This window comes from Paenibacillus hebaui (assembly GCF_051934385.1).
GTDB lineage: Bacteria > Bacillota > Bacilli > Paenibacillales > Paenibacillaceae > Paenibacillus.
On the sequence record NZ_CP196836.1, the window covers coordinates 1,316,446 to 1,339,915 of the forward strand.

Genomic DNA, 23,470 nt, shown 5'->3' on the forward strand with positions numbered 1-23,470 from the left:
CCCTTCCCGTGATAAATTGATTAAGGACTATTCGACTAGATCATGAAGTACCTTAAGTATAGCGGAAATGAATTGAAAAAAATAGGAGTTTTTGTGATGAATTGTGAAAAATATGATGACATTTTGTATTTTATGGCATAAAAAAGCGGAACTTAGGCTCAAACTAGTAGAGTACAGGATTTTGACATATGAAAGGCGGCAGAGAAATGAAAACCAGATGGAAAACATGGATGGCAGCGGGCCTGGCAGCCGTATTGATATCAGCAGCAACGGGGCATACGGTGTCCGCCGATTCGACCGGAGGTATTGAAGATGATCATGCGGCGAAGCCTTCTTCTTCGTCCGCAAGCCAGAACAAGCCATGTATGCAGGCAGGCCATGGTCTGTTTATGATTGGAGAAACCGCAGATTTGCTCGGAATGGGGCTCCGGGATTTAAAGGAACAGATGGAGTTTGGCAAAACGTTGACTCAGATTGCCAAAGAACGCAAGGGACTCAGTGAAGAACAATTGTTGGAGAAGCTGAAGCCGTCGCTCTCCCAGCGACTGGACAAAGCGGCAGAAGAAGGCTGTCTCACGAAGGAGCAGGCTGCTGCGGCCAAAGCAGGAATGGATACCAAGCTGAAGAAGGTAGTTAATACACCACTGAGGGAATTAAGACGCGAGTTTGCTCATCATGGCAACAGACGTCCGATGCTGGATAAGGAAGCCATCGCTCGTTTTATCGGAATCACACCGGAGCAACTTCATCAGCAACTTCAGGGTGGGAAATCACTCGCAGAGATCGCTCAGACAAAAGGGATCAGCGAGACACAACTGGTGAACAAGCTGAAGGAACAATTGACGGGTGACCTGGAGAGGCTCGTGAATCAGAAGGGAAATGCACATCCAGCCCCTGGTACTCATGAACCTTCACCTGGACGGTCTGCCTCCACAGAAGTGAACTAAAGAAGAGCGTCTTCCACAGGGGAGACGCTCTTCTTTATCCAGTGATGGTTAATTTGTCTCCAGACTGCGGTCGGGTGAACTCTGCCTGCCTGCTGCAACAGGATCATGCTGACTTGGACGTATGTGTTTTTTCCTTGGCAACCCTGTGATGAAGCGGGACCCGGGAAGTTGTGACAGTCCACGGCTAATCGCAAGAGCAATGGCTACGGTTATAAGAAACGAGAGCAAAGTTACAGGCAGATGCCATCCACTGAGCTGGAGCGGTCGGGTGACATAAGCAATGCCATAGATGACCAGTGCATGAACAAGGTACCCGCCGAAGGAATATCGGCCGATCCATGTCAGAAGGCGCTGAAAGGGCGTATCTTTGCCACGCAGCAGTACAAGGAATCCATAGAGCATGAGCATCTGAGCCATGATGATGATGAATGTCGTTGGTTTCAGATAGGTTGAGATATTCAGGTTAACGACATTCCCCGATCCCCGCAGTACATCGTATCCAAGCCAGATGTACATCCCTATAAACAGGAAGATCATCCAGGGCAGAGCACGTGTGGTCCAGCTCCTCCAGCTGTCCACTGACCAGGCACATACGGCGCCTAGCAAAAAGTAAAACCAGTACATGACCCATGAATATGAGCGATACTGCAGCAAGCTTGACCACGGTTGTGGAAGAGTCGTTGTCCACCCGGTCATATCATAGTAAGACCACTTCATTAGCAAGGTGTACACTGCTGCTGCAATGAGAATTAGAGTCATGACCGATTGCATGGGAGTGAAGCGGGTAGCTTTTTCGATATGTCTCTGAATGAATTTTGCTCCGGCCAGTAACAAGGGGAACAGAATATAGAATTGAAAGACCATAATGACAAACCACAGATGATATCCCGTCTGCGGCAGGAACAGCTCACGAACCAGGCTGCGGAAATCCGGCATACCCGACAGCCAGAACTCGGGAGTGAAGATTCGAACGGCAAGCCAATAGATGAGAGTCCATACGACAAAGGGCATATAGATATCGCCAAACCGCTTGCGGATGAATCGGTGGTAATCCGGTTTGGCGTCACTGTGATGATAAAATAGCAGTACACCGGACAGGAATACAAATGTAGGCGTACCAAATCGAGTCAGATGATAAATCATGGTTAGCATAATGGAGTCAGGTTGTTCGATACCGGCGCGATATATATATTCTGCGATGTTATGTTGCATCACAATGGCGAGAAACGCTATACCTCGCAGTTGTGTCCATTCTTCTATTCGCGGTTTCTTCACATGTATTCCTCCTTCATGTAACCGGGAATTCATCATATAAGGGTACCTGTTGAATATTAAGACTGCATTAAATGGAGAAAATAGGCACAAAAAAGGCGGCCTCGGCCGCCTTTTCTACGAAATATCCCTTCACTTAAGTACGCTTTCTTACGATCAGTTTAAATTCTGTCCCTCTGTTGATTCATTCTCTGAAGACCTTGCATCTTCTTCAAACAGATTCTGAATGTATGCTTTGAGTTTGGTTTCATTTACACCGAGCACCTGAGCTGGACCGACAAGTTCATTGGTGAGTAACTTGTTCGGTGGAATCTGCTGATGGTCAATATCGTTCACATGGATATCGAATCCGAGTGAAGCGAGCTTAAGCATCTGAGTTGGACTAAGGTCTGTCTCAATATAGGGAGCGATGGCTTCCAGAATATCGGGAATTTTGAAGAGTGACGTGGTACTCTGCATCTTCTTGGCCAGTTCAGTCATGAAAATCCGCTGCCGCTCCGTACGGGTGAAATCCGAGGTTGCATCGTGACGGAAACGTACATATTGGAGGGCGGTCTTGCCGTCCATATGCTGTAGCCCTTTTTTTAGGTCAATATCATACATATGTTTATCAGCTTTACTGGTGTAGTACATGTCTTTCTCCACATCAATGTCGATTCCGCCTACAGCATCAACAAGTGCCATGAATCCCGTAAAGTCTGTGTACACGTAATGCTGGATGGGAATACCAATCAGATTGCCTACCGTTTGTTTGGTCAAATCCGCACCACCGTAAGAAAAAGCTGCGTTAAGTCTGCTCTTGCCATGTCCGGGAATCTCAACATAGGTGTCTCGCAGAACAGAAAATAGATGTGCTTTCTTAGAGACCGGATCAATGGAGGCGACCATGACAGAGTCCGAACGTCCTGCATCATCCCCTCTGGAGTCACCACCAAGTAACAGGATATTTACTCGTTCCTGACCTTCCCACTTGGGAATGGGTGTAGTCGGGGTGTCTGAATTATCGTTTGTGTCAGAGGAGGTGGATGAGGGAGTACCCGTGGTTGAGATGCTATTGGCAAAATGAACAATCGAATATCCGTAATACACAATGACACCCGTGACGGCAAGTGCCAGGCTCAGGGCTGTCCCCCATAACCATTTCTTAAGCATAATCTTCACCTTTCTATATTTGCTCTGATATGTAACCCAAACTATTTTAACAAAAAGAAAGGTGAATGTCATATTTGATTTCGAAAGTAAGGTTAATTGGCATAATGATTGACAAATAGTTTGTTGCTATTAATCATGTGAGAAATAATCTTGTTTATCGTAATAGAGGTATTAAACGGTAATATGAATCAATCTGTATTTAAGTGGATCGACCAGTTCGCAGAGCGATCCCCGCTTCTAGACTGGTTAATGATTACGGGTGTATGTAGGTGTGCACTATCCAGGAAATATGGTGTTTCGTTAAAGAGAATATCATCTAATAGAGTCTTAATTTTTTGGATTTATTCCAAAATCCGAGACTTTTTTTGCGTTATTTACAGAGTTAACTGAAATTTATGAAAATCAAATTCCGTTATCTACAATTCATGACGATAAGTGTCGATATATTATAAATATGTATCAGCTAAGGAGTGGGGAAGATGGAAGACTCGCGGGGAAATGTGATAAAGAAAATGGGATTAACGATTCGAATGAAACTACTGACTGGATTTCTATTAGTAGTGGCGTTACTGGCTGTAGTCAGCGTCTATGCTTTAATCCAGATCAATGGAATGTCCAATAAAGCTGAGGGTGTTGATAAGACTTGGATGCCAAGTGTGTCCCTGCTAGGGCAGATGAATGGTGATATTTCAGACGTAGAGCGACTTGCTCTGGGGGTAATTGTTGAACAGGATGAAAGTACAAACATCAAGATGAAAGAAATGATGGATCAACTCCTCGCAAAAATTGAGGATGAACGAGTTCAATTAAAAGAATACATCGCAAATGATGAAGCAGCGCTGAAGCTCTACAATGAAGATTTCAGCCCAAACTATGAAGCCTATTTGGCGAAAATGCCTATATTCATAGAATCTGGTATTCAAAATAACTATGATGAAGCCAGCAGACTTCATGCAGAAGCTTACCCGTTGTGGGATAAGGCGAATAACACCCTTATCAAGCTGATCGACTTGGGGAATAAAGGATCGGCAGCATCTACGAGTGAGTCGCTTGAATCGGCTGAAACAGCATTTACTGTTATCTTGGCTGTAACGATTGTGGCATTTTTGATTGCATTGTTTATCGCTTTCTTTATAGCAAGCATTATATCCAAGCCAATTATGAAAATGAACAAGGCAGCCATGTTGATTGCGAATGGTGATCTGACCGGTGAAACCATTGTTCTCAAGAATAAGGACGAGCTCGGCACGCTGGCAGCTTCCTTCAACACAATGACGGGTAATCTGCGCGAAATGATTCAATCGGTATCGTTCACATCTGAGCAGGTAGCGGCTTCTTCTGAAGAATTGCTGGCCAGTGCAGAACAGAATACAAAAGCATCGGAACAGATCTCCGAAACCATAGAAGAATTGGCCGTAGGTACGTCGGATCAAGTCGATATGGTGAAGCGATCTTCACAGGCGATGAGTGAGATGGCTCTCGGTTCGGAACAGATTGCTGAGCTTGCTCAAAGTGTATCCGTATCTGCCGTTGATGCAGCAAATGAGTCTGCCGAAGGCAATACGATTATTAAGCAAGCCGTTGAACAGATGGGTGCTGTCCGGAATTCCATTATCTCGCTGACGGAATTGGTTACAGGACTGGGGGAACGTTCAGCAGAGATTGGGACCATTACCGAGGTCATCAACAATATTGCCCGGCAAACGAATCTACTTGCACTGAATGCAGCCATTGAAGCCGCACGAGCAGGGGAGCATGGACGTGGTTTTGCCGTAGTTGCGGGAGAAGTGCGGAAGCTCGCGGAGGAATCCTCCACATCTGCACAACAAATTACGGATCTCGTCCAGTTGATTCAAAAGGATACGGAGCATGCTGTGCAGGCTGTGAAAGTGAACAGCAGTGAAACCGAAGCCGGAATTGAGATTGTAACAGCGGCGGGACAAGCTTTTGAGCAGATTTCGAATGTGGTAAACAAAGTAGCTGGTGAAATTCAGGAAGTATCTGCAGGTTCGGAGGAAATGTCAGCAAGTACGAATGAAGTTGTGGGATATGTGGATCAGATCTCCAATATTGCCGGAGAAGCAGCAGGTGGGGTACACAATGTATCTGCCGCAACCCAGCAGCAACTGGCTTCCATGGAAGAGATTGCATCGTCCGCAGGCTCTTTATCCAAAATGGCAGAAGAATTACAGGAGCAGATCAACAAATTCAGACTGTAAAAGATCGGGACGGGACGATGCATAATAGGGGTTATGAGTTATGGTTTCCCCCTTTAGAGCTTGTCCAATAATGTCCAATAATAGGCTGTTTTTTATGTCGCAATGTTGCGATATGAGAAACAGTTTTTTTGTCATATCACAAGCTGAACATGTCACAACAATGTTATTTCAGAAGTCACCAACGCTGATATTGCAAAATGAGCAAAAGGCTATAATGGTAATTAATGGTGGAAATCACATGGAGTTACACCAGAGAAAGGAGCGGATCACTACATCAGTGTAATTGGAATAATGATTGGAACGACTATTGCCAAAGGAGATGAATGGTTGAAAATGAAGCGAAGCTGGTGGAGACGAGTCGCTATTCTTGCGTTATCGGTAGGGCTACTGGCAGGCAGTACATCCATACATGCATGGAATGGCAAGGCGGATGCGGCTGCCGGGAGCCACAACTATGCGGAAGCATTACAGAAAGCGGTTTATTTTTACGAAACACAGCGTTCAGGAAAATTGCCGGAAGACAATCGGGTGGAATGGCGCGGTGATTCCGGATTGAATGACGGAGCAGATGTTGGTGTTGATCTATCCGGTGGGTGGTACGATGCCGGAGACCATGTGAAATTTGGTCTGCCCATGGCCTATTCGGCTACGATGTTAGCCTGGTCTGTTGTGGAATATCGCGAGGGTTACGAACAGGCGGGGCAACTGGACGAGATTAAGGATAATTTGAAATGGGCCACAGACTATTTTGTGAAAGCGCATACGAAACCGAATGAACTATGGGGACAAGTCGGAGCGGGGAATACAGATCATGCCTGGTGGGGTCCGGCAGAGGTGATGCAGATGAACCGTCCTGCATTCAAAATTGATGCCTCCTGTCCTGGAAGTGAACTCGCGGGAGAAACTGCTGCGGCACTTGCAGCTTCATCCATTGTATTCCGGGACAGTGATCCGGCCTATGCTGACAAACTGGTGAAACATGCCAAGGAGTTATACAGCTTCGGGGATACATACCGAGGCAAGTATACGGATTGCATTACGGATGCACAATCGTTCTACAATTCATGGACCGGTTACTATGATGAGCTTGCATGGGCTGCTACATGGTTGTATATGGCCACTAATGATAGCGCTTACTTGTCCAAGGCGATTGCCACGGCTAATCTGTGGCAGGCGGATGGACAGAGCGGCAATTGGGCACATACATGGACCCAAGGTTGGGATGACAAACATTACGGTACCCAGATTCTACTGGCTCGCATTACGTCCAGTCTGAACATGCCGGAAGCGGCAAGGTTCATTCAGTCGACAGAGCGCAATCTGGACTACTGGACTGTAGGCACGAATGGAGCAAGGATCAAGTATACACCGGGCGGTCTTGCCTGGCTTGATACATGGGGATCGCTACGTTACGCAGCGAGTGCATCGTTTATTGCTTTTGTGTATTCCGACTGGGTCAGTGATCCGGTTAAAAAAGCAAGATATCAGGACTTTGCCGTCTCGCAAATGAATTATATTCTGGGCGATAATCCTCGCCAAAGCAGTTATGTGGTCGGCTACGGACAGAATCCGCCGAAGCATCCACATCACCGGACCTCCCACGGTTCGTGGACTAACAATGAGAAAATACCTGCAGAGCATCGTCATACCTTGTACGGCGCAATGGTAGGTGGACCGGATGCATCCGATGCATATACTGATTCCATTTCAGATTATGTAAGCAATGAAGTTGCAACCGATTATAACGCAGGCTTTACGGGTGCGTTAGCCAAGATGAATCTGCTATACGGCCAGAATCATCAGCCTCTCGCGAATTTTCCGGCTCCGGAAGTAAAGGCGGATGAGTTCTTCGTCGAAGCTGCTGTGAAGGCATCCGGTTCCAATTACACGGAAATCAAGGCCCAACTGAACAATCGTTCCGGCTGGCCTGCGCGGATGGGGGATAAGTTGTCTTTCCGTTATTTCCTTGATCTGAGTGAAGTCTACGCTGCAGGATATACCGTTTCGAATGTGAATGTTACAACGGCATTCACCGAGGGAGCTACTGTATCCCAGCCGGTTGTGGTGGATGCAACCAAACGAATCTACGCAGTTACTGCCGATTTTACGGGAACCAAGATTTATCCGGGTGGGGAGGGTCATTACCATAAAGAGGTCCAGTTCCGCATTACCGGCCCGCAAGGCGCCTGGAATGCGAATAATGATCATTCTTTCCAAGGATTGAGCACAGGCAATGTGGCGAAAAGCGTATATCTTCCGGTATACGATGCAGGAATACGGATTTATGGGGATGAGCCTGGAGTCACTCCGGTTGTCGTTCCTGGAGCACCTTCGGGTGTGCAGGCTGTGGCAGGAAGTGCTCAGATCATCCTGAACTGGGGAGCATCACGGGGAGCTGATTCGTACACGGTGAAGCGTGCTGAAGTGAACGGGGGTCCATATACTTCTGTAGCGACAAGCGTCAATGGATTAACGTATACGAACACGGGACTGACCAATGGGAAGACCTATTATTACGTGGTGACGGCTGTTAATTCAGCCGGGGAATCACCGAATTCTGCACAGGCCTCTGCAACCCCGCAGGCTGGAACATCTGTGCCGGGTACACCTACATTAAGCGGGACGGCAGGAAATGCACAAACCGTACTGAACTGGACGGCTGCAGCTGGAGCTACAAGTTACAAGGTGCAGCGTTCGGTAGCAGGTGGTGGATATGCTGATGTCGCCACAGGTTTAAACGGAGTGACATATACCGATACAGCAGTTGCCAATGGGACTACGTACAGTTACCGGGTTGTAGCAGTAAATGCGAGCGGACAGACGTTATCCAATGTCGTGATATTGACACCGACAGCCCCTCCGGTAACCACCGGCACGCTTGAAGTGCAATATCGGAATGGAGGTTCGGGCAGTTCGGGGAATGCGATAAATCCACAATTCAATATCAAGAACACTGGAACCCAGGTGATCGACCTGAGTACTGTGAAGATCCGATATTATTTTACGAAGGATAGCACGTCTGATCTGAGTTTCTGGTGTGATTATGCAGAGATCGGGACAGCCAATGTAGAGGGGGCATTCGTTACGGTGAGCCCCGCCAAAGGCACGGCGGACACCTATCTGGAGATCAGCTTCAAATCCGGCTCAGGCAGTCTGGCTGCAGGAGCGGAGACGGGTGCGATCCAGGGGCGCTTTTCCAAGACCGACTGGAGTAATTTGGATCAAACCAATGATTATTCCTATGATGCAACCAAGACGGCGTTTACCGCCTGGAATCAGGTGACCGGGTATCAAGGCAGCACGAAAGCATGGGGCATGGAGCCCTAAATCCCTAAATCCCGAAGAGCAAGCCAATAACAGCGATCCAAATTGAATTCACCATTTCAGGGAGGTATTGTACATGTTGAAATCAGCTGCAAAGAAAAGTTTGGCGGCCATGCTTGCAGGAACCGTAATGTTGACCGGATACACCGGATTGTGGGAAGGGCCACAAACGGCTTATGCCGCTGATCAGTCCATCGAGGCTCAGGCGGATGGAGTAAATGAAGCGAGATTTTTGCAATTGTATAGTCAACTAAAAGACCCGGCTAATGGCTATTTTTCGCCAGAGGGTCTACCTTATCATTCCATTGAGACCCTGCTGAGTGAGGCCCCGGATTATGGTCATATGACGACGTCCGAGGCATACAGTTACTGGCTGTGGTTGGAAACAATGTATGGTCACTACACGGGAGATTGGTCCCAACTGGAAGCAGCTTGGGACAGTATGGAAAAATACATTATCCCGGTCAACGAAGGTGACGGCAAGGAAGAGCAGCCTACGATGAGCTCATACAACCCGAACAGCCCTGCTACGTATGCAGCGGAAAAACCTTTCCCGGATCAATATCCATCGCCACTTAATGGTCAATATGCAGCGGGTAAAGACCCGATTGATGCCGAGCTCAAGGCGACCTATGGTGACAATCAGACCTATCTCATGCACTGGCTGGTCGATGTGGATGACTGGTATGGATATGGAAACCTGTTGAATCCATCGCATACGGCTACCTATGTGAACACGTTCCAGCGTGGGGAGCAGGAATCTGTATGGGAAGCCATACCGCATCCATCCCAGGATGATAAATCCTTTGGTAAGGCAAACGAAGGCTTCATGAGCTTGTTCACAAAGGAAAATCAGACACCGTCAGCGCAATGGCGTTACACAAACGCAACGGATGCCGATGCACGTGCTGTACAGGTGCTGTATTGGGCGAAGGAGATGGGATACAACAATACGGAATATTTGGATAAAGCGAAGAAGATGGGGGACTATCTGCGCTATGGCATGTATGATAAATACTTCCAGAAAATTGGAAGTGCAAAGAGCGGTACACCGACTCCGGGTACAGGCAAGGATTCCAACATGTATCTCATGGCTTGGTATACGTCATGGGGCGGTGGCTTGGGTCAAGGTGGGGATTGGGCTTGGCGCATTGGAGCGAGCCATACCCATCAGGCTTATCAAAACCCGGTTGCAGCGTATGCCTTGTCTGATCCGGCTGGCGGCTTGATTCCAAAATCGACAACAGCGAAGGCAGACTGGAACGCTACGCTGAAACGTCAGCTGGAATTCTACACTTGGCTACAATCCCATGAAGGAGCCATCGGCGGGGGAGCAACCAACAGTATCGGCGGTTCCTATGCGGCTTATCCGGCAGGAACAAGTACATTCTATGACATGGCCTACCAAGAAGCACCAGTATATCGTGACCCGGATTCCAACACATGGTTTGGATTCCAGGCATGGCCGCTGGAGCGCGTAGCCGAGATGTATTATATTCTTGCCGAGAGCGGTGATTTGACCTCTGAGAACTTCCAGATGGCCAAGAAAGTGATCACGAAGTGGATCGACTGGACTAAGGATTATGTATTTGTAGGTGAGCGTCCGGTGACGGATGCGCAAGGCTACTATCTGAATGCGGCTGGACAGCGCATTTTGGGTGGAACCAATGTTCAGGTAGCGACAACGCCGGCTCCGGGAGAGTTCTGGATTCCGGGTGGTCAGGAATGGCAGGGTCAACCGGATAAATGGAACGGATTCAGTTCGTTTACGGAAAATCCGAACTTCCGTGTAACGACCAAAGATCCAGTGCAGGACACAGGAGTTCTGGGAAGTTACGTTAAAGCTCTGACCTTCTTCGCGGCGGGAACACAGGCGGAGAACGGTACACTTAGCGTGAAAGGTCAAGAAGCCAAAGATTTGGCAGAGACTCTGTTGGATACAGCTTGGGATTACAATGATGGTGTGGGGATCGTTACGGAAGAAGAGCGTAAAGACTATTTCCGCTTCTTTGCCAAAGAGATCTACCTCCCGGCAAACTGGACGGGAACCTTCGGTCAGGGCAACACGATTCCGGGTACCGCTGGCGTACCTTCTGATCCAGCCAAAGGGGGTAACGGCGTATACATTGGTTACGCTGACCTGCGTCCAGCTATCAAGCAAGATCCGGCATGGGCATATCTAGATAATCTGTACAAAACGTCCTACAACCCAACAACGAAGACGTGGGAAAATGGTGCACCGACCTTTACGTATCACCGTTTCTGGTCACAGGTGGATATGGCTACTGCCTATGGAGAGTATGATCGTCTCCTTGGTGATGCCGAAGGTCCAGGAGTTCAAGTGCCAGCAGCTCCGGCTGGTCTGACAGCTGCGGCTGGCAGCGAAAAGGTCGTTCTGAACTGGACGGCAGCATCTGGTGCCGCTTCTTACACGGTGAAACGTGCAGAAGTGAACGGTGGTCCTTATACATCTGTAGCGACAGGGGTTACCGGAGCGACTTTCACGGATACGGGACTGACAAACGGCAAGGCATACTATTATGTTGTGACGGCAGTCAATACGGCAGGTGAATCTGCACCTTCTGCTCAGGCCGCAGCTACTCCGCAAGCAGGTACATCTGTACCGGGTGTGTTAACTCTTACAGGAACAGCAGGCAATGCCCAGGCTGTGCTGACATGGACAGCATCGACGGGAGCTGCCAGTTACAAGGTGCAGCGTTCAGTCGGTGGTGGGACTTATGCTGATCTGGCAACAGGTCTGACAGCACTGACGTACACTGATGCTACGGCAGTGAACGGTACCGCATACAGCTACCGTGTGGTGGCTATCAATGCGACCGGACAGACCATCTCCAATGTTGTGACGATTACACCAACAGCACCTCCAGCCACGACGGGTACACTTGAAGTGCAGTACCGTACGGGCAGTTCCGGTACTTCGGGCAATGCGGTGACTCCGGAGTTCAATGTGAAGAATACAGGGACAACGGCTGTGGATCTCAGCAAGGTGAAGCTGCGGTATTACTTTACGAAGGACAGCGCAGCAGATCTGAGCTTCTGGTGTGATTACGCCCAGATTGGCAGCAGCAACATTGATGCCCGCTTTGTTACGGTAGATCCGGCTAAGGGCACAGCGGATACGTATCTGGAGATTGGATTCAAGTCTGGGGCAGGCAGCCTGGCTGCTGGAGCAGAGACTGGGATCATTCAGGGACGCTTCTCGAAGAATAACTGGACCAATTTTGATCAAACGAATGATTATTCCTTCGATGCGACCAAAACGGCTCTTACCTCCTGGAACAATGTAACGGCTTATCAGGATGGTGTTAAGGTATGGGGAATGGAACCTTAACCAACAAGTACATGGAGTGATTGGAAGGTGGTATCTTAAGCTAAGCCGGGGAGAAATCCTCGGCTTTTGCATGTTTTCGTTGATACGCCGGGGTCTGTCTGGTGATGGAATGAACAATGCCATTTTCGTAAAATCAGATTCTACAGGCCAAGAATTCTTCGGTAATCCAATACTGCGTAACAACTCCTAAAATGATTAGGAAGCGATAATGTGAACAAAGGTAATCGTAATCGCTAAATGAATCATAGTAATGTTTACCAATTGTTACATTTAAAATATTAAAATGTAGGTCATATGTCGCATACCCTAAACCTGGAAAGGCATAGGCATGTTTTTCGTAAGAAATGAAGTGTATCAAATAGTTACAATAATTTAACCTTTGGGAAAGTAGCGATTTACCGTGATTTTGGTAAGCTACTGCGGGTATACCCCTGATACTTAGTGCTCAAATGCGCCTGAGTCAATACAGGACTTTGGACCGATGAACGTTATGGACAGCCCGTTTACAATAGGGCAAGCCCGGCAGGATGAAGGCCAGGTTAAAATTCTGTAACATCAGGGGGAACACGACATCATGAACTGGAAAAATACAATCATTACTGCAAGTGTAACAGCTACGATGCTGATGGGAAGTCTGACAGCAGGAGTATTAACGACACCGGCATCGGCAGCCACGGTTGACAATACAAAAGTAAAAGTGATCTGGGGAGTAAATCTGCGTACGTCACCTGCTGCTTCTGCGAAGATCGTTCGTATGGTGGCTAAAGGGGAGACTGTAACCGTACTTCAGCAATCCGGATCGGATTGGTATAAAATTAAGGATTCCGGCAATCGGACAGGCTACATATCTGCTTCTTCCAAATATACACAAGCCGTGAATGGCAGCACGACGACAGGCAACTCTGGCAGCACAAGCGGTTCGAATAGCAGTACATCGGTTACAGGCAGTGCCTCTGTGGAGAAAGTGATTGCTGCGGGCATGAAATATCTGGGTACACCTTATGAATTCGGAGCCAGTCGTAACAGCACAGCTACCTTTGACTGTTCCAGCTTTGTACGTCAGGCCTTCATTGATGCGCTTGGCATCAAGCTCCCGGCGGATTCCCGCAAACAGGGAGCCTATGTGAAAGCCAAGGGTGCGGTTCAGACCAACTGGAAAAACCTGAAACGCGGCGATCTGATGTACTTTATGTCCTATAAAGGCAGCTCTGCATCATCCTATTCCAGCGTTAACAAATCAAGTGCGACAATCACCCATACAGGGATTTATCTGGGTGACGGTAAAGTACTACATACGTATTCCAATGCTGGCGGTGGTGTAACCATTAGCGATATCTCCGGCAAACACTGGGAGTACCGCTTCCTGTTTGGTGGCAGTGCGTTGTAAAAGCTTGCTGAGACTCTCTGCATTTAACATCGATCTGTTTCTGTGATCACTTTCTGTTACAGAATACAGAGGAACAAACCTTCCATGTCTGCCTCTACGGGCAGGATGGAAGGTTTTTTGTTGTATACTCAGTCCTGATAGTACAGACGGAACAATATATCCTGATCATAGTTGCCAAATCCTTGGCCATACAGCGTAAGTCCGCCGACATGCTGGGCATCTTCCTCCACTGAAAGGCGCAGTGTCCATTGGTTGCGCTCAACTGGGATATCCGCGAGGGTAATTTTAGACATATGCTGTCCATCGATGAACGTACCCTCGTTAGTAACCCGCAACACTTTGAGCATGCCGTACTGATTGACACTGTCGCTCCACCATTCCGGGGTGAACATTCCGCGTCCATTTCCCGAGTCACCAGGGCTTGTCCAATCACCGAGCCGGATACCATTGAGCGTAAACGTAATATCCGAAGGCCAGTTTGGGTTAACCGAAGGTGCTTCTGAACCCATCTCCAGGGACAGTTCAATGGCACTGATCTGTTGCCCGGATAAGATATAGTTTGGAATTTTGTACTCCACGAATCCGCGACCAAACCAGAGAATATGGGCATGCATCCGCTCGGGGTCGAGAAAATATCGAGGATCATCGTATTGTCCAATGACCTGACTGGACGTAGCCAGACCGCATGTGGGATAGACGTCAAAATGCGTGTAGTGTCCTACAGGTATAGAAACTTCGTGAAGTTTGCGGGAGGCCCCTGTTTCCTGCGGCATGGAGATGCCAATCCAGTCTACAGCGAGGCTGTTCATCTTATGTGTTCCGCCGTCTTTGCGTATCATTTTGGATTGAATAATGCCAACATCCTGAAGTTTGCGGACATGCATGGTCACGATGGCACTACTCAGACCGAGTGAGGCGGCAAGGTCTTTCACATTCATTGGTGTCTCTGCAACAAGGCGGATGATCTGTAGACGGACTTCACTGGCGAGTGCCTCATACAGGGGCAGCCATTCGGTGTCGGTATTTGCTCTGATCACAAGTGTTCCTCCATTTTTATTTATAGAATTAAGTTAAACATAAATTCAGTGAAAAGAATAACGTTTTGCAAAATTCATGTTGAAATTATCGCTATAATCGATTTTAATATAAATATGAACGTTGATCCATAGAATATCAATTAATTTATATATTAATCTTAGGGGGTTGGAATTCATTATGGAAAAAGCGAAAATGACGGTAGACAAAGATTTCACAATTGGTGAAATCGATAAGCGCTTGTACGGATCATTTATTGAGCATCTGGGACGTGCCGTATATGGCGGAATTTACGAGCCGGGACATCCATCAGCGAACGAACAGGGTTTCCGCACGGATGTTCTTGAGATGGTCAAGGAGTTGCACGTACCGATTGTACGTTATCCAGGAGGTAATTTTGTATCCGGTTACAATTGGGAAGACTCGGTTGGACCTGTGTCAGAACGCAAACGCAGACTTGAACTGGCCTGGAGAACGATCGAGACCAATGAATTTGGCTTCAACGAATTTGTGGACTGGGCAAAACAAGCGAACTCCGAAGTGATGATGGCTGTCAATCTGGGAACACGGGGTACGGATGCAGCTCGTAATATTGTGGAATACAGCAACCATCCGGAAGGTTCGTACTATAGTGATCTTCGAATCAAGCATGGTTATAAAGAGCCTCATGCCATCAAAACATGGTGTCTGGGCAACGAGATGGATGGCCCTTGGCAGATTGGTCACAAAACGGCAGAAGAGTATGGACGGTTAGCTGTGGAAGCGGCAAAAGTCATGAAGTGGACGGACCCGACGATTGAGCTGGTAGCCTGTGGAAGTTCGAACCTGAATATGCCGTCGTTCCCCGAATGGGAAGCAACGGTGCTGGATCATACGTATGATCACGTTGAGTATCTGTCCCTGCATCAATACTACGGCAATCAAGAGCAAGATACGCCAACCTTCCTGGCACGCTCGCTTGAAATGGATCGTTTTATCGATACCGTGAAGGCGACCTGTGATTATATCAAAGCGAAGAAGCGCAGCAAAAAGACGATGTATCTGTCCTTTGACGAGTGGAATGTATGGTATCACTCCAATGAAAATGATTCGAAGATGGACCCATGGCAGATTGCTCCGCCACAGCTTGAGGATATCTACAATCATGAGGATGCACTGCTTGTGGGTTGTATGCTCATCAGTATGCTCAAACATGCGGATCGGGTCAAAATGGCATGTCTGGCACAACTTGTTAACGTTATCGCACCGATCATGACAGATACGGGCGGTGGTTCATGGAGACAGACGATCTTCTATCCATTCATGCATACGTCTCTCTTCGGACGCGGAACAGCATTGGTACCATTGATCCAGTCTCCGAAATACGATACAAAACAAATCACAGATGTACCTTATCTGGAAGCTATTGCAGTGCATAACGAAGAGCAGGGTGAAGTGACTGTATTCGCAGTCAACCGTCATCTGGAAGAATCCCTTCCGCTTGAAGTAGACCTGCGCAGCTTCGGGAAGTGTACTGTGATCGAGCACATTGTGCTGGAGAGTGATGATCTTAAAGCAACGAATACGGCGGCACAACCGAACCGCGTTGCTCCGCATAACCGTGGGGGTGCAGTAGTGTCGGATACCCTGATTACGGCGAGTTTGGCGAAAGCATCATGGAACGTAATCCGATTGAAAGTTCAGTAATGTTCAGTAATGGATTGGCAGAGTAATGAACGCGGGGGAAGTGATGGCAGAGCAGAGCAGGATGCCAGCGGATCACTGTGTTCCTTGAATGCAAAAAGCTGGGTGCGAGTTAATCATCGCATCCAGCTTTTTATCGTCATGCGCTACTGTTTCGCTTACGCTTTAAACTCAAAACTTTCGCCGTCGCGTGGAATGAGCACCTGACCATTCAACTGTTCGGATGCCAGATAAGTGGCGAGATCCGTACGAGACATCACACAATGGTTAATGGCATCCATGTGCACAGCGATGACATGAGCAGATGGTGCATGGTGCTTCACGGCTACAACGTCTGGCCCGTCCATTGTAATGGGATCACCCTCTACGAAGCGAGCTCCTCCGGCGTTTAGGACAATGACTTCAGGGCTATATTGACGAATAGCCTCGGCGGGTTCTTCACACCAGATGGTATCCCCGGCAATGTACGTAACAGGTTCTCCATCTGCTTCGAGTACGAAGCCGGACACCTTGCCCATACGTTCGCCGATTTCACCCGTACCATGATGCCCGGAAGTACGGGCGAATCGGACAGAGTGATGCTCATGCTTCTCATCTACTGCTGTTACATCCGTGAATCCAGCCTCCAGAAATACGTTCTCGTCCCCAGGCTGGCAGATCAGAGGGATGTCCTTGCGAAATTGCTTCGCTGCTGCTTCATCCCAGTGGTCCAGGTGGGTGTGTGTGACAATCAACAGATCCGGATTCAGGTATTCCGTTTCGATTTCAGGCAGACCGACTCTCGGATTACGCAACTCATTTGGTGTGTTTGGAAATGCAGGCATGACTTCAGCGTCCATCAACATCGGATCAACGAGGATGTTCAGCCCTCCGAATTCCAGCCAGAGTGTAGCATGGCGAATCAATTGAATTTTCATTATATTTGCACTCCTTCAGGTTGTTTAATAGTATTACCCTATATGGTATACAACCCGCTTAACATCGTACATAACATGATGAATGGAAACAGGTTGCACTAATTTCACGGTGAAAGGATTGCTGAAGCTAAATGAATGAAACGATAGATAACACAGATATACGCATTCTGCAGATCCTGATCCGGGACGCCAAACGTTCTCACAAAGAGATTGGTGAAGAGGTGCATCTCACGGGACAGGCAGTCGGTGCAAGAGTGCGCAAGCTGCAAGATCTGGGTGTAATTGAAGGGTATACGGTAAAATGGAACCCGGAACGCCTGGGCCTCGGCCTACAGGCTTTTGTTACGGTTTTCCTGAACTCCGGCGACAGGCATACCGCCTTTCGTGCATTTATTGCTGAACGTGAGGACGTCGTTGAAGTCCATCGTGTAAGCGGGGAAGGCTGCTACCTGATGCGGGTGCAGACGGGAACGACAGAGCAGCTTGGCCAATTGCTGGAGTCATTGCTGCCTTACGGCAATTACAAAGTCAGCCTGTCCATAAGTGTGGAGAAATCACAGTGACTTGTGTACAGCTTGTCCTCATTCGCCCCGCTATTTTAACGAACTCACTGCTTCTCACGCAAAGTCTCCTGAAGCAGAGCGACCGCCTGGTTAAGTTCTTTTGTGCTGAGCAGATGATCGGTCTGAATATGAGAACGTGTGCCGTCTTTCAAGTACAGGACGAACATGGGAGAGGCCGATAACAGCCACTTGCTACGGGCAGGTGAGGCAAGTTCCACTTTGCGAATCTGGCTCCATGGAATCTTCCGCTTGCCAGTGCGAATCATTTCGTCATTCCAAGACAACAATACGGTCGGACGTCTTGTTAACCGCGATAGGAACATGAAGAACAGGGGGCCGATCAACCACATACCGAGCACGGCTGCAATAGAGTAATAGATCGTTTCCAGTCTTTCCGATTGTCCGTCCACGATAATCCACAATAGGGTCACGCATAACAGAAGGAACAGGAAGCAGAGGCATCCTTTCCATAGAGCCGTGCTGCGCCGGTAGGTAATTTGCTGAACGTCATGCTCGGGGGGTTCAGGTCGCATACATACTCCTCCTAATCTTGATTTCCTGATGGATATGCCAAACTTGCCGCCTGCATGAGCAGAGCGGCATGTTCAACGTTCTTTGTTTAATATAACTCAGGTTCATTACCCTGATATAGCTGGATTTTTACCTGCATCACGCGCATGGGCGTACAAGTCGGCATATACACCTTTGGCCTCGATCAACTTCTGATGTGAGCCTTCCTCGACAATCTCACCATTCTCCATCACCAGAATCCGATCGGCATGCATCACCGTGGACAGACGATGTGCAATAACGATCGTTGTACGACCCTGCGAAACGGATTCCAGCGCTTGTTGTACCAATTGTTCGGTATGCGAATCCAGATTGGCGGTGGCTTCATCGAGTATAAGCACTCGGGGCTGGAAAACAACGATCCGGGCAAATGATATCAGTTGACGCTCTCCGGCGGACAGACCGCTTCCGCGTTCGGAAAGACGTGTATCATAGCCTTGCGGCAAACGAGATATCATCGCATGTGCTCCGACAAATCGGCATGCTTCCATAGCCTGTTCCCTCGTAATATCCTCGCGAAACATTCGTACATTGTCAATGATGGAGCCTGAGAAAAGGAACGGTTCCTGCTGGATCAGGCCAACGATGCGATGAAGCTTAGCCTGTGGCAGCTGCCGAATGTCTGTACCGTCAATCTCTATACTGCCTTCGTTCACATCGTAGAAGCGATTGAGTAGAGAGATGAGTGTACTTTTGCCAGCCCCCGTTGTCCCTACAATACCCACCATTTCCCCAGGATACAAATGCAGATTCATGTGCTGAATCAAGGGGCGATCTGCCCGGTAGCCAAACGATACATCATTGAAATCAATCTGACCCATCACGTTCCGTGGTTCAAGTATGGAGGCGGTTCCGAGTTCCGGGTCCGCGACTTCCGGACGGGTATTCAGAATGTTCCAGATCCGGTCCATGGATACGGTTGTTGACTGAAACGTGTTCCACTGCATGGTGATCTGGTTAATCGGCTGGAAGAACTGGCGGATATAACTGATAAATGCATAGAGTACACCCACCTGCAGCGATTCACCCAGCACAGCGCGGCCTCCAAGCCAGACCATCATGACCAGTGCCGCATTGCCGAGAATATCAAACGTCCGGTTAAATATGACATTGGAGCGGGCTTGGGTGATATTGGCTTCCAGATGGAGCTTATTCTGCTCCGTAAATCTTTTCTTCTGTTCCTCTTCCTGATGAAAGGCTTGAATCAGAAACATGCCAGACAGGTTCTCCGCCGTGAATGCAATCAACCGCGAGAGTCGGGTTCGGGCATTCTGATAAGCCCTGCGTAGCTGGCTCCGAAATAATACAGCTACGATGGCAATCACAGGCAGCACAATGAGAGAGTAACCTGCGAGCATGGGATCAAGCTGAAACATAAAGACAATAATGAGCACCAGCATCATGCCATCCCGAATAAGACTGAGCAGCACCTGAGTGAAGAAACTGCTGATCGTTTCCGTGTCACTGGATACATTAGTCACCAGACTGCCGATATGAAAGCGGTCGAAAAAGGACATCGACATCTTGGAGATATGTCTGAACAGGTCTTTCCGGATGCGAGCGACGATGTTCTGACCGACATGCTGGAGCAGATTATTTTGTACATAGGTAAAAATAAAACTGATCACAGCCAGCCCCAAGAAGATGGCTGCCAGTTGGACAAGGAAGCCTACACTGGTCTGACCAATCGCCAGATGATCATCGATTGCGATCTTCACCAGGTAAGGCTGAAGCAGATCCGCGGAAATGCCGAGCAGTGAGCATAGAAATATGCCTGCAAAGGCCCATTTATGGGGTTTGGCGTATGCCATCATCGCTTTGAATGAAGTACGTTTATCCTGCTCTGTGTCTGCATTGGAACGGGACCCATGCCCTGATGGTGCTTCTGCTCCCGCTTCTGAACGAACTTGAGCGTTACGGTCAGTCATGATGTAATCCCTCCTCCTGCAAACGATAGGTTGCAGCATATAACCCTTTGGCGGCCATCAGCGATGCATGCGTTCCCTGTTCAACGATTCGCCCTTCATCCAGAACGATAATCTCGTCTGCATGACGGACTGCACTGATTCGGTGAGAGATGATCAGCGTTGTTTTGCCTTTGCCGATCTCACGCAGGCTGCGCAGAATGCCACTTTCGGTGACAGCATCCACAGCACTCATGCTGTCATCCAGGATGAGCACCTGAGCTTTTTTGATCAATCCCCTTGCCAGACTGGTGCGCTGACGCTGACCGCCAGATAACGTGAGTCCACGTTCGCCCAGCAGCGTATCGAACCGATCGGGGAACCGGATAATATTTTCGTAAATCATCGCTTGCCGTGCGCTATGCTCTACGGTGTCCAGTGGAACCTCACGGTCACTAAAAGCGATGTTGTCCCGAATGGTTGTACTGAATAGAAACCCATCCTGCGGCACATAGGCCATACGAGAGCGCAGACTCTCCAGCGACAGCTGTCGAATATCAATGCCGTTCATGCGGATAGTGCCTTCGGGCGGTTCGTATGTACGCAGCAGAAGCTTCACGAAAGTGCTTTTACCAGAACCTGTTTTGCCTACAATGCCGACTGTTCGTCCTGCCTGGATGTTCAGACTGATATTTTTGAGCGCAGGGGATGAACTGCCAGGATAGGAGAAGGACAGATTCTCAATCGTAATGTCGTTCACGGCTTTAAGCTTTGTCGCATGGGGAAGCTCACGCACATCAGGCACTTCCGTCAGCAGATCATTCACCCGCTCGAGTGACGCTCCCGAACGCTGCATCGTATTAATTACATTACCGATCTGTTGAAGCGGTCCCATGATGATCCGCAAATATAACGTCAATGCAACAAAACTTCCGAGTGTAATCGAATTTTGCATCGTCAGAATCCCGCCCACAAGCAGGGAAACGACCAGTGAAATGGCACCCAGCAGCGGTAGCAGGGCCTGAAACAGCGAAGACAGACGAACGAGCCGCAGCTGTTTGCTTTTGATCGCATCCACCGTGAGTCCAAATCGTGCACTGGCGCTGTCCTCTATGGCAAATGTTTTGGTTACACGAATGCCACCCAATTGCTCTTCTGCGGATTCCGTCATGGTTGCAAGGGCTTCCTGCACATCACGAGAGCGCTTGCGAATCCGTGGACCGAAAAAAACAACCAGAAACGGAATGGCCAGCAAAGGCACAATACTGATTAGAATGAGTTTCATCGGAATTCCACTGAGCAGCATCATCACAATGCAGGATAATAACAGAAAGGTTGCATTGGTCATCATGGTCACACCGTTGGATATGGCTTCGCGTACAGAGGTGACATCATTCATGACGTAACTGAGCAGTTTTCCATTTCCCTGTTTGGAGAAATAGTGCTCGCTTAGCTCTGAAAATTTGCCGAAAATACGTTCGCGTGTCATGAATTCAAAGCGTCGCCCCAATTTCATGATCATGAATTGTCCGGTACCGAACAGCAGATTATAAGCGATAGCAATAGCCAAAAGGGAAAGGCTGTACCGGATGACGGTATTCATCTGGAGTGTATTTTGCATCAACTGGTCCGTGAAGCTGCCCAGAATTCGGGGTAAGGATGCCTGACCTACATTGGAGGCAATAATCAGTAGTACAGCGAGCAGATATACGGGCCAGTTTGCTATGACATAGCCTCGTAGTAATCCTTTCTTGGACATAAGATTTATTCTCCTTTGTTCAGGTTGAAAGTGGGTTCGGAAACGAAGTCAAGAAAAGGGCCGACACCTAATCATAGCGCGTCGTGCCCTCTTACTGTATGCAATCCGGTTTACGGTTTATCCGTCATTCAGGTAGATTTATCTATACTTATTTTTGCGCTAATGGATAAGGAAGTCAACGAAGCCAGCAAGCAGATGGGAAGAACACAGACGTTCGCCCTTAGCGAAAAGAATAGTATGCCTTAGTTCCGTCATTTATTCACCGGATGTCGAATTATCTGAAACATTTCCGGAGAGTCTCCCGTCTGTAGGATTGAAGAGGTTAAAAATTGGGTTTACTAAATATGGAGGTGCCAGGAAATGAAACATAAAAAAGGATTGGCTGCAACGCTTGCACTCTGCGTGTCTTTGACGGCTGGAGGTGCATCGGTACTCGCTTTTTCGGACGTAAAAGATGAAGGGCAGAAAACGATTGTAGACTCATTGCAATCAAAGGGCATTGTAAACGGAGTAACCACGGATCTGTTCCGGCCAGACCTCGCATTGTCTGAGCCGCAGGGTGTACAACTTATTGTGAAAGCGTTTGGTCTGAAAAATGAATACGCTACCGCTTCCGCTCAAAATAAAATAAGCCCGGATACCTGGTATGCCGATGCTGTTCAGGCTGCCACACAGAATGGTCTGTCGATTCCGGTGGAATTGAATCCACAGGGGAAGATGACGCGGGAACAATTTGTCATTTTGCTCCATGAAGGGATTAACACAACCGGAGAATATCCGGTGATCATGCGGTATAATGATGTTAAGGACGAAAATAAAATCGGTAAGGACGCCAAATCTGTGGTCCAGAACCTGCTGAATATGAACATCATTGAACTGGATAAGGAAGGTAACTTCCGTCCAGATCAGTCGCTTACCCGTATGGAGGCTGCAAGCATGATCTTCAATGCACTTGAATTTGTGGATAAGCACGGTAATGGCGGCTCAACAGAACCGGCACCAACGAATCCGGGCGAAGGACAACAGGGAATTGTGCCTTCAGTAACGACAACCAAGGTGGATGACAAGACTGTCAAAGTCAAACTCACCGCTGAAATGCCGCATCCAGGTTACGGATTGAAGATTGATGATGTGAAGCTGGAGAAGGATGGACGTGCCCTTGTGCTCTACTCCATTATTCAGCCTGACCCCGACATGATGTATCCGATGGTGATTACCAAGGTGACTGCGGAAACAGACATTCCAACAGGCTACACTGCTGAGGCTCAGCCTTCAGGCAAGTAATCTACCTGCAACGGTTTTCCAACATAGAAAGCAATTTACCCTCAGAAACCCACCTTATCCATGCGTACATGGAGGGTGGGTTTTGCATTGGAATGGAAGGTC

15 protein-coding genes are annotated in these 23,470 nt (G+C 48.3%); 8 read left to right on the forward strand and 7 right to left on the reverse strand.

Going from position 1 to position 23,470, the window contains the following annotated elements:
• Positions 1-206 precede the first annotated feature (206 nt).
• The gene (locus ACR32F_RS05815; RefSeq protein WP_440117024.1) at positions 207-947 is read left to right on the forward strand and encodes a hypothetical protein; all 741 of its coding nucleotides are present in this window, start codon (positions 207-209) and stop codon (positions 945-947) included.
• Positions 948-995: 48 nt separating this feature from the next.
• On the opposite strand, the gene ACR32F_RS05820 is transcribed toward ACR32F_RS05815, so the two are convergent.
• Both ACR32F_RS05820 and ACR32F_RS05825 read right to left on the reverse strand, forming a co-directional pair.
• Positions 996-2,222 (reverse strand): acyltransferase, encoded by a 1,227-nt coding sequence (locus tag ACR32F_RS05820; RefSeq protein WP_440117026.1) that lies wholly within the window; start codon positions 2,220-2,222, stop codon positions 996-998.
• 153 nt (positions 2,223-2,375) lie between these two features.
• On the reverse strand, positions 2,376-3,371 hold the full coding sequence (locus ACR32F_RS05825; RefSeq protein ID WP_440117028.1) for an LCP family protein: 996 nt from the start codon (positions 3,369-3,371) through the stop codon (positions 2,376-2,378).
• Positions 3,372-3,850: 479 nt separating this feature from the next.
• Here ACR32F_RS05825 and ACR32F_RS05830 point away from each other — a divergent pair, with 479 nt between their 5' ends.
• From ACR32F_RS05830 to ACR32F_RS05845, 4 genes are all read left to right on the forward strand, one after another.
• Entirely contained in the window at positions 3,851-5,590 is a 1,740-nt protein-coding gene (locus ACR32F_RS05830) for a methyl-accepting chemotaxis protein (RefSeq protein WP_440117030.1), read from the forward strand.
• Between the two features lie 333 nt (positions 5,591-5,923).
• Positions 5,924-8,917 carry a glycoside hydrolase family 9 protein gene (locus tag ACR32F_RS05835; protein ID WP_440119700.1) on the forward strand — a complete coding sequence of 998 codons (2,994 nt, stop codon included), beginning with the start codon at positions 5,924-5,926 and terminating at the stop codon, positions 8,915-8,917.
• A gap of 73 nt (positions 8,918-8,990) precedes the next feature.
• A complete protein-coding gene (locus ACR32F_RS05840) occupies positions 8,991-12,266 on the forward strand; it encodes a glycoside hydrolase family 48 protein (RefSeq protein WP_440117032.1) in 3,276 nt (1,091 codons plus the stop codon).
• 574 nt (positions 12,267-12,840) lie between these two features.
• Complete coding sequence (locus tag ACR32F_RS05845; protein ID WP_440117034.1) at positions 12,841-13,653, forward strand: C40 family peptidase; 813 nt, start codon at positions 12,841-12,843, stop codon at positions 13,651-13,653.
• 128 nt (positions 13,654-13,781) lie between these two features.
• On the opposite strand, the gene ACR32F_RS05850 is transcribed toward ACR32F_RS05845, so the two are convergent.
• Complete coding sequence (locus ACR32F_RS05850; protein WP_440119701.1) at positions 13,782-14,687, reverse strand: ArsR/SmtB family transcription factor; 906 nt, start codon at positions 14,685-14,687, stop codon at positions 13,782-13,784.
• A 181-nt stretch (positions 14,688-14,868) separates the two neighbouring features.
• Here ACR32F_RS05850 and arfA point away from each other — a divergent pair, with 181 nt between their 5' ends.
• A complete protein-coding gene (gene arfA / locus ACR32F_RS05855; RefSeq protein ID WP_440117036.1) occupies positions 14,869-16,374 on the forward strand; it encodes an arabinosylfuranosidase ArfA in 1,506 nt (501 codons plus the stop codon).
• A 155-nt stretch (positions 16,375-16,529) separates the two neighbouring features.
• Here arfA and ACR32F_RS05860 read toward each other — a convergent pair whose 3' ends face one another.
• Positions 16,530-17,288: an MBL fold metallo-hydrolase gene (locus ACR32F_RS05860; RefSeq protein WP_440117038.1), complete on the reverse strand. Its 759-nt coding sequence runs from the start codon at positions 17,286-17,288 to the stop codon at positions 16,530-16,532.
• Positions 17,289-17,419: 131 nt separating this feature from the next.
• Between ACR32F_RS05860 and ACR32F_RS05865 the strand changes: the two genes are divergently transcribed.
• Positions 17,420-17,851, forward strand: a complete 432-nt coding sequence (locus tag ACR32F_RS05865) for an Lrp/AsnC family transcriptional regulator (protein ID WP_440117040.1) — start codon at positions 17,420-17,422, stop codon at positions 17,849-17,851.
• A gap of 44 nt (positions 17,852-17,895) precedes the next feature.
• On the opposite strand, the gene ACR32F_RS05870 is transcribed toward ACR32F_RS05865, so the two are convergent.
• From ACR32F_RS05870 to ACR32F_RS05880, 3 genes are all read right to left on the reverse strand, one after another.
• Positions 17,896-18,384, reverse strand: coding sequence for a hypothetical protein (locus ACR32F_RS05870; protein WP_440117042.1), 489 nt, complete (start codon positions 18,382-18,384; stop codon positions 17,896-17,898).
• A gap of 105 nt (positions 18,385-18,489) precedes the next feature.
• Positions 18,490-20,349: an ABC transporter ATP-binding protein gene (locus ACR32F_RS05875; RefSeq protein ID WP_440117044.1), complete on the reverse strand. Its 1,860-nt coding sequence runs from the start codon at positions 20,347-20,349 to the stop codon at positions 18,490-18,492.
• Positions 20,342-22,084 carry an ABC transporter ATP-binding protein gene (locus tag ACR32F_RS05880; protein ID WP_440117046.1) on the reverse strand — a complete coding sequence of 581 codons (1,743 nt, stop codon included), beginning with the start codon at positions 22,082-22,084 and terminating at the stop codon, positions 20,342-20,344. The genes ACR32F_RS05875 and ACR32F_RS05880 overlap by 8 nt, the downstream gene beginning before the upstream one ends.
• 360 nt (positions 22,085-22,444) lie before the next feature.
• Between ACR32F_RS05880 and ACR32F_RS05885 the strand changes: the two genes are divergently transcribed.
• Complete coding sequence (locus ACR32F_RS05885) at positions 22,445-23,368, forward strand: S-layer homology domain-containing protein (RefSeq protein WP_440117048.1); 924 nt, start codon at positions 22,445-22,447, stop codon at positions 23,366-23,368.
• The last annotated feature ends 102 nt before the right edge of the window (positions 23,369-23,470 follow it).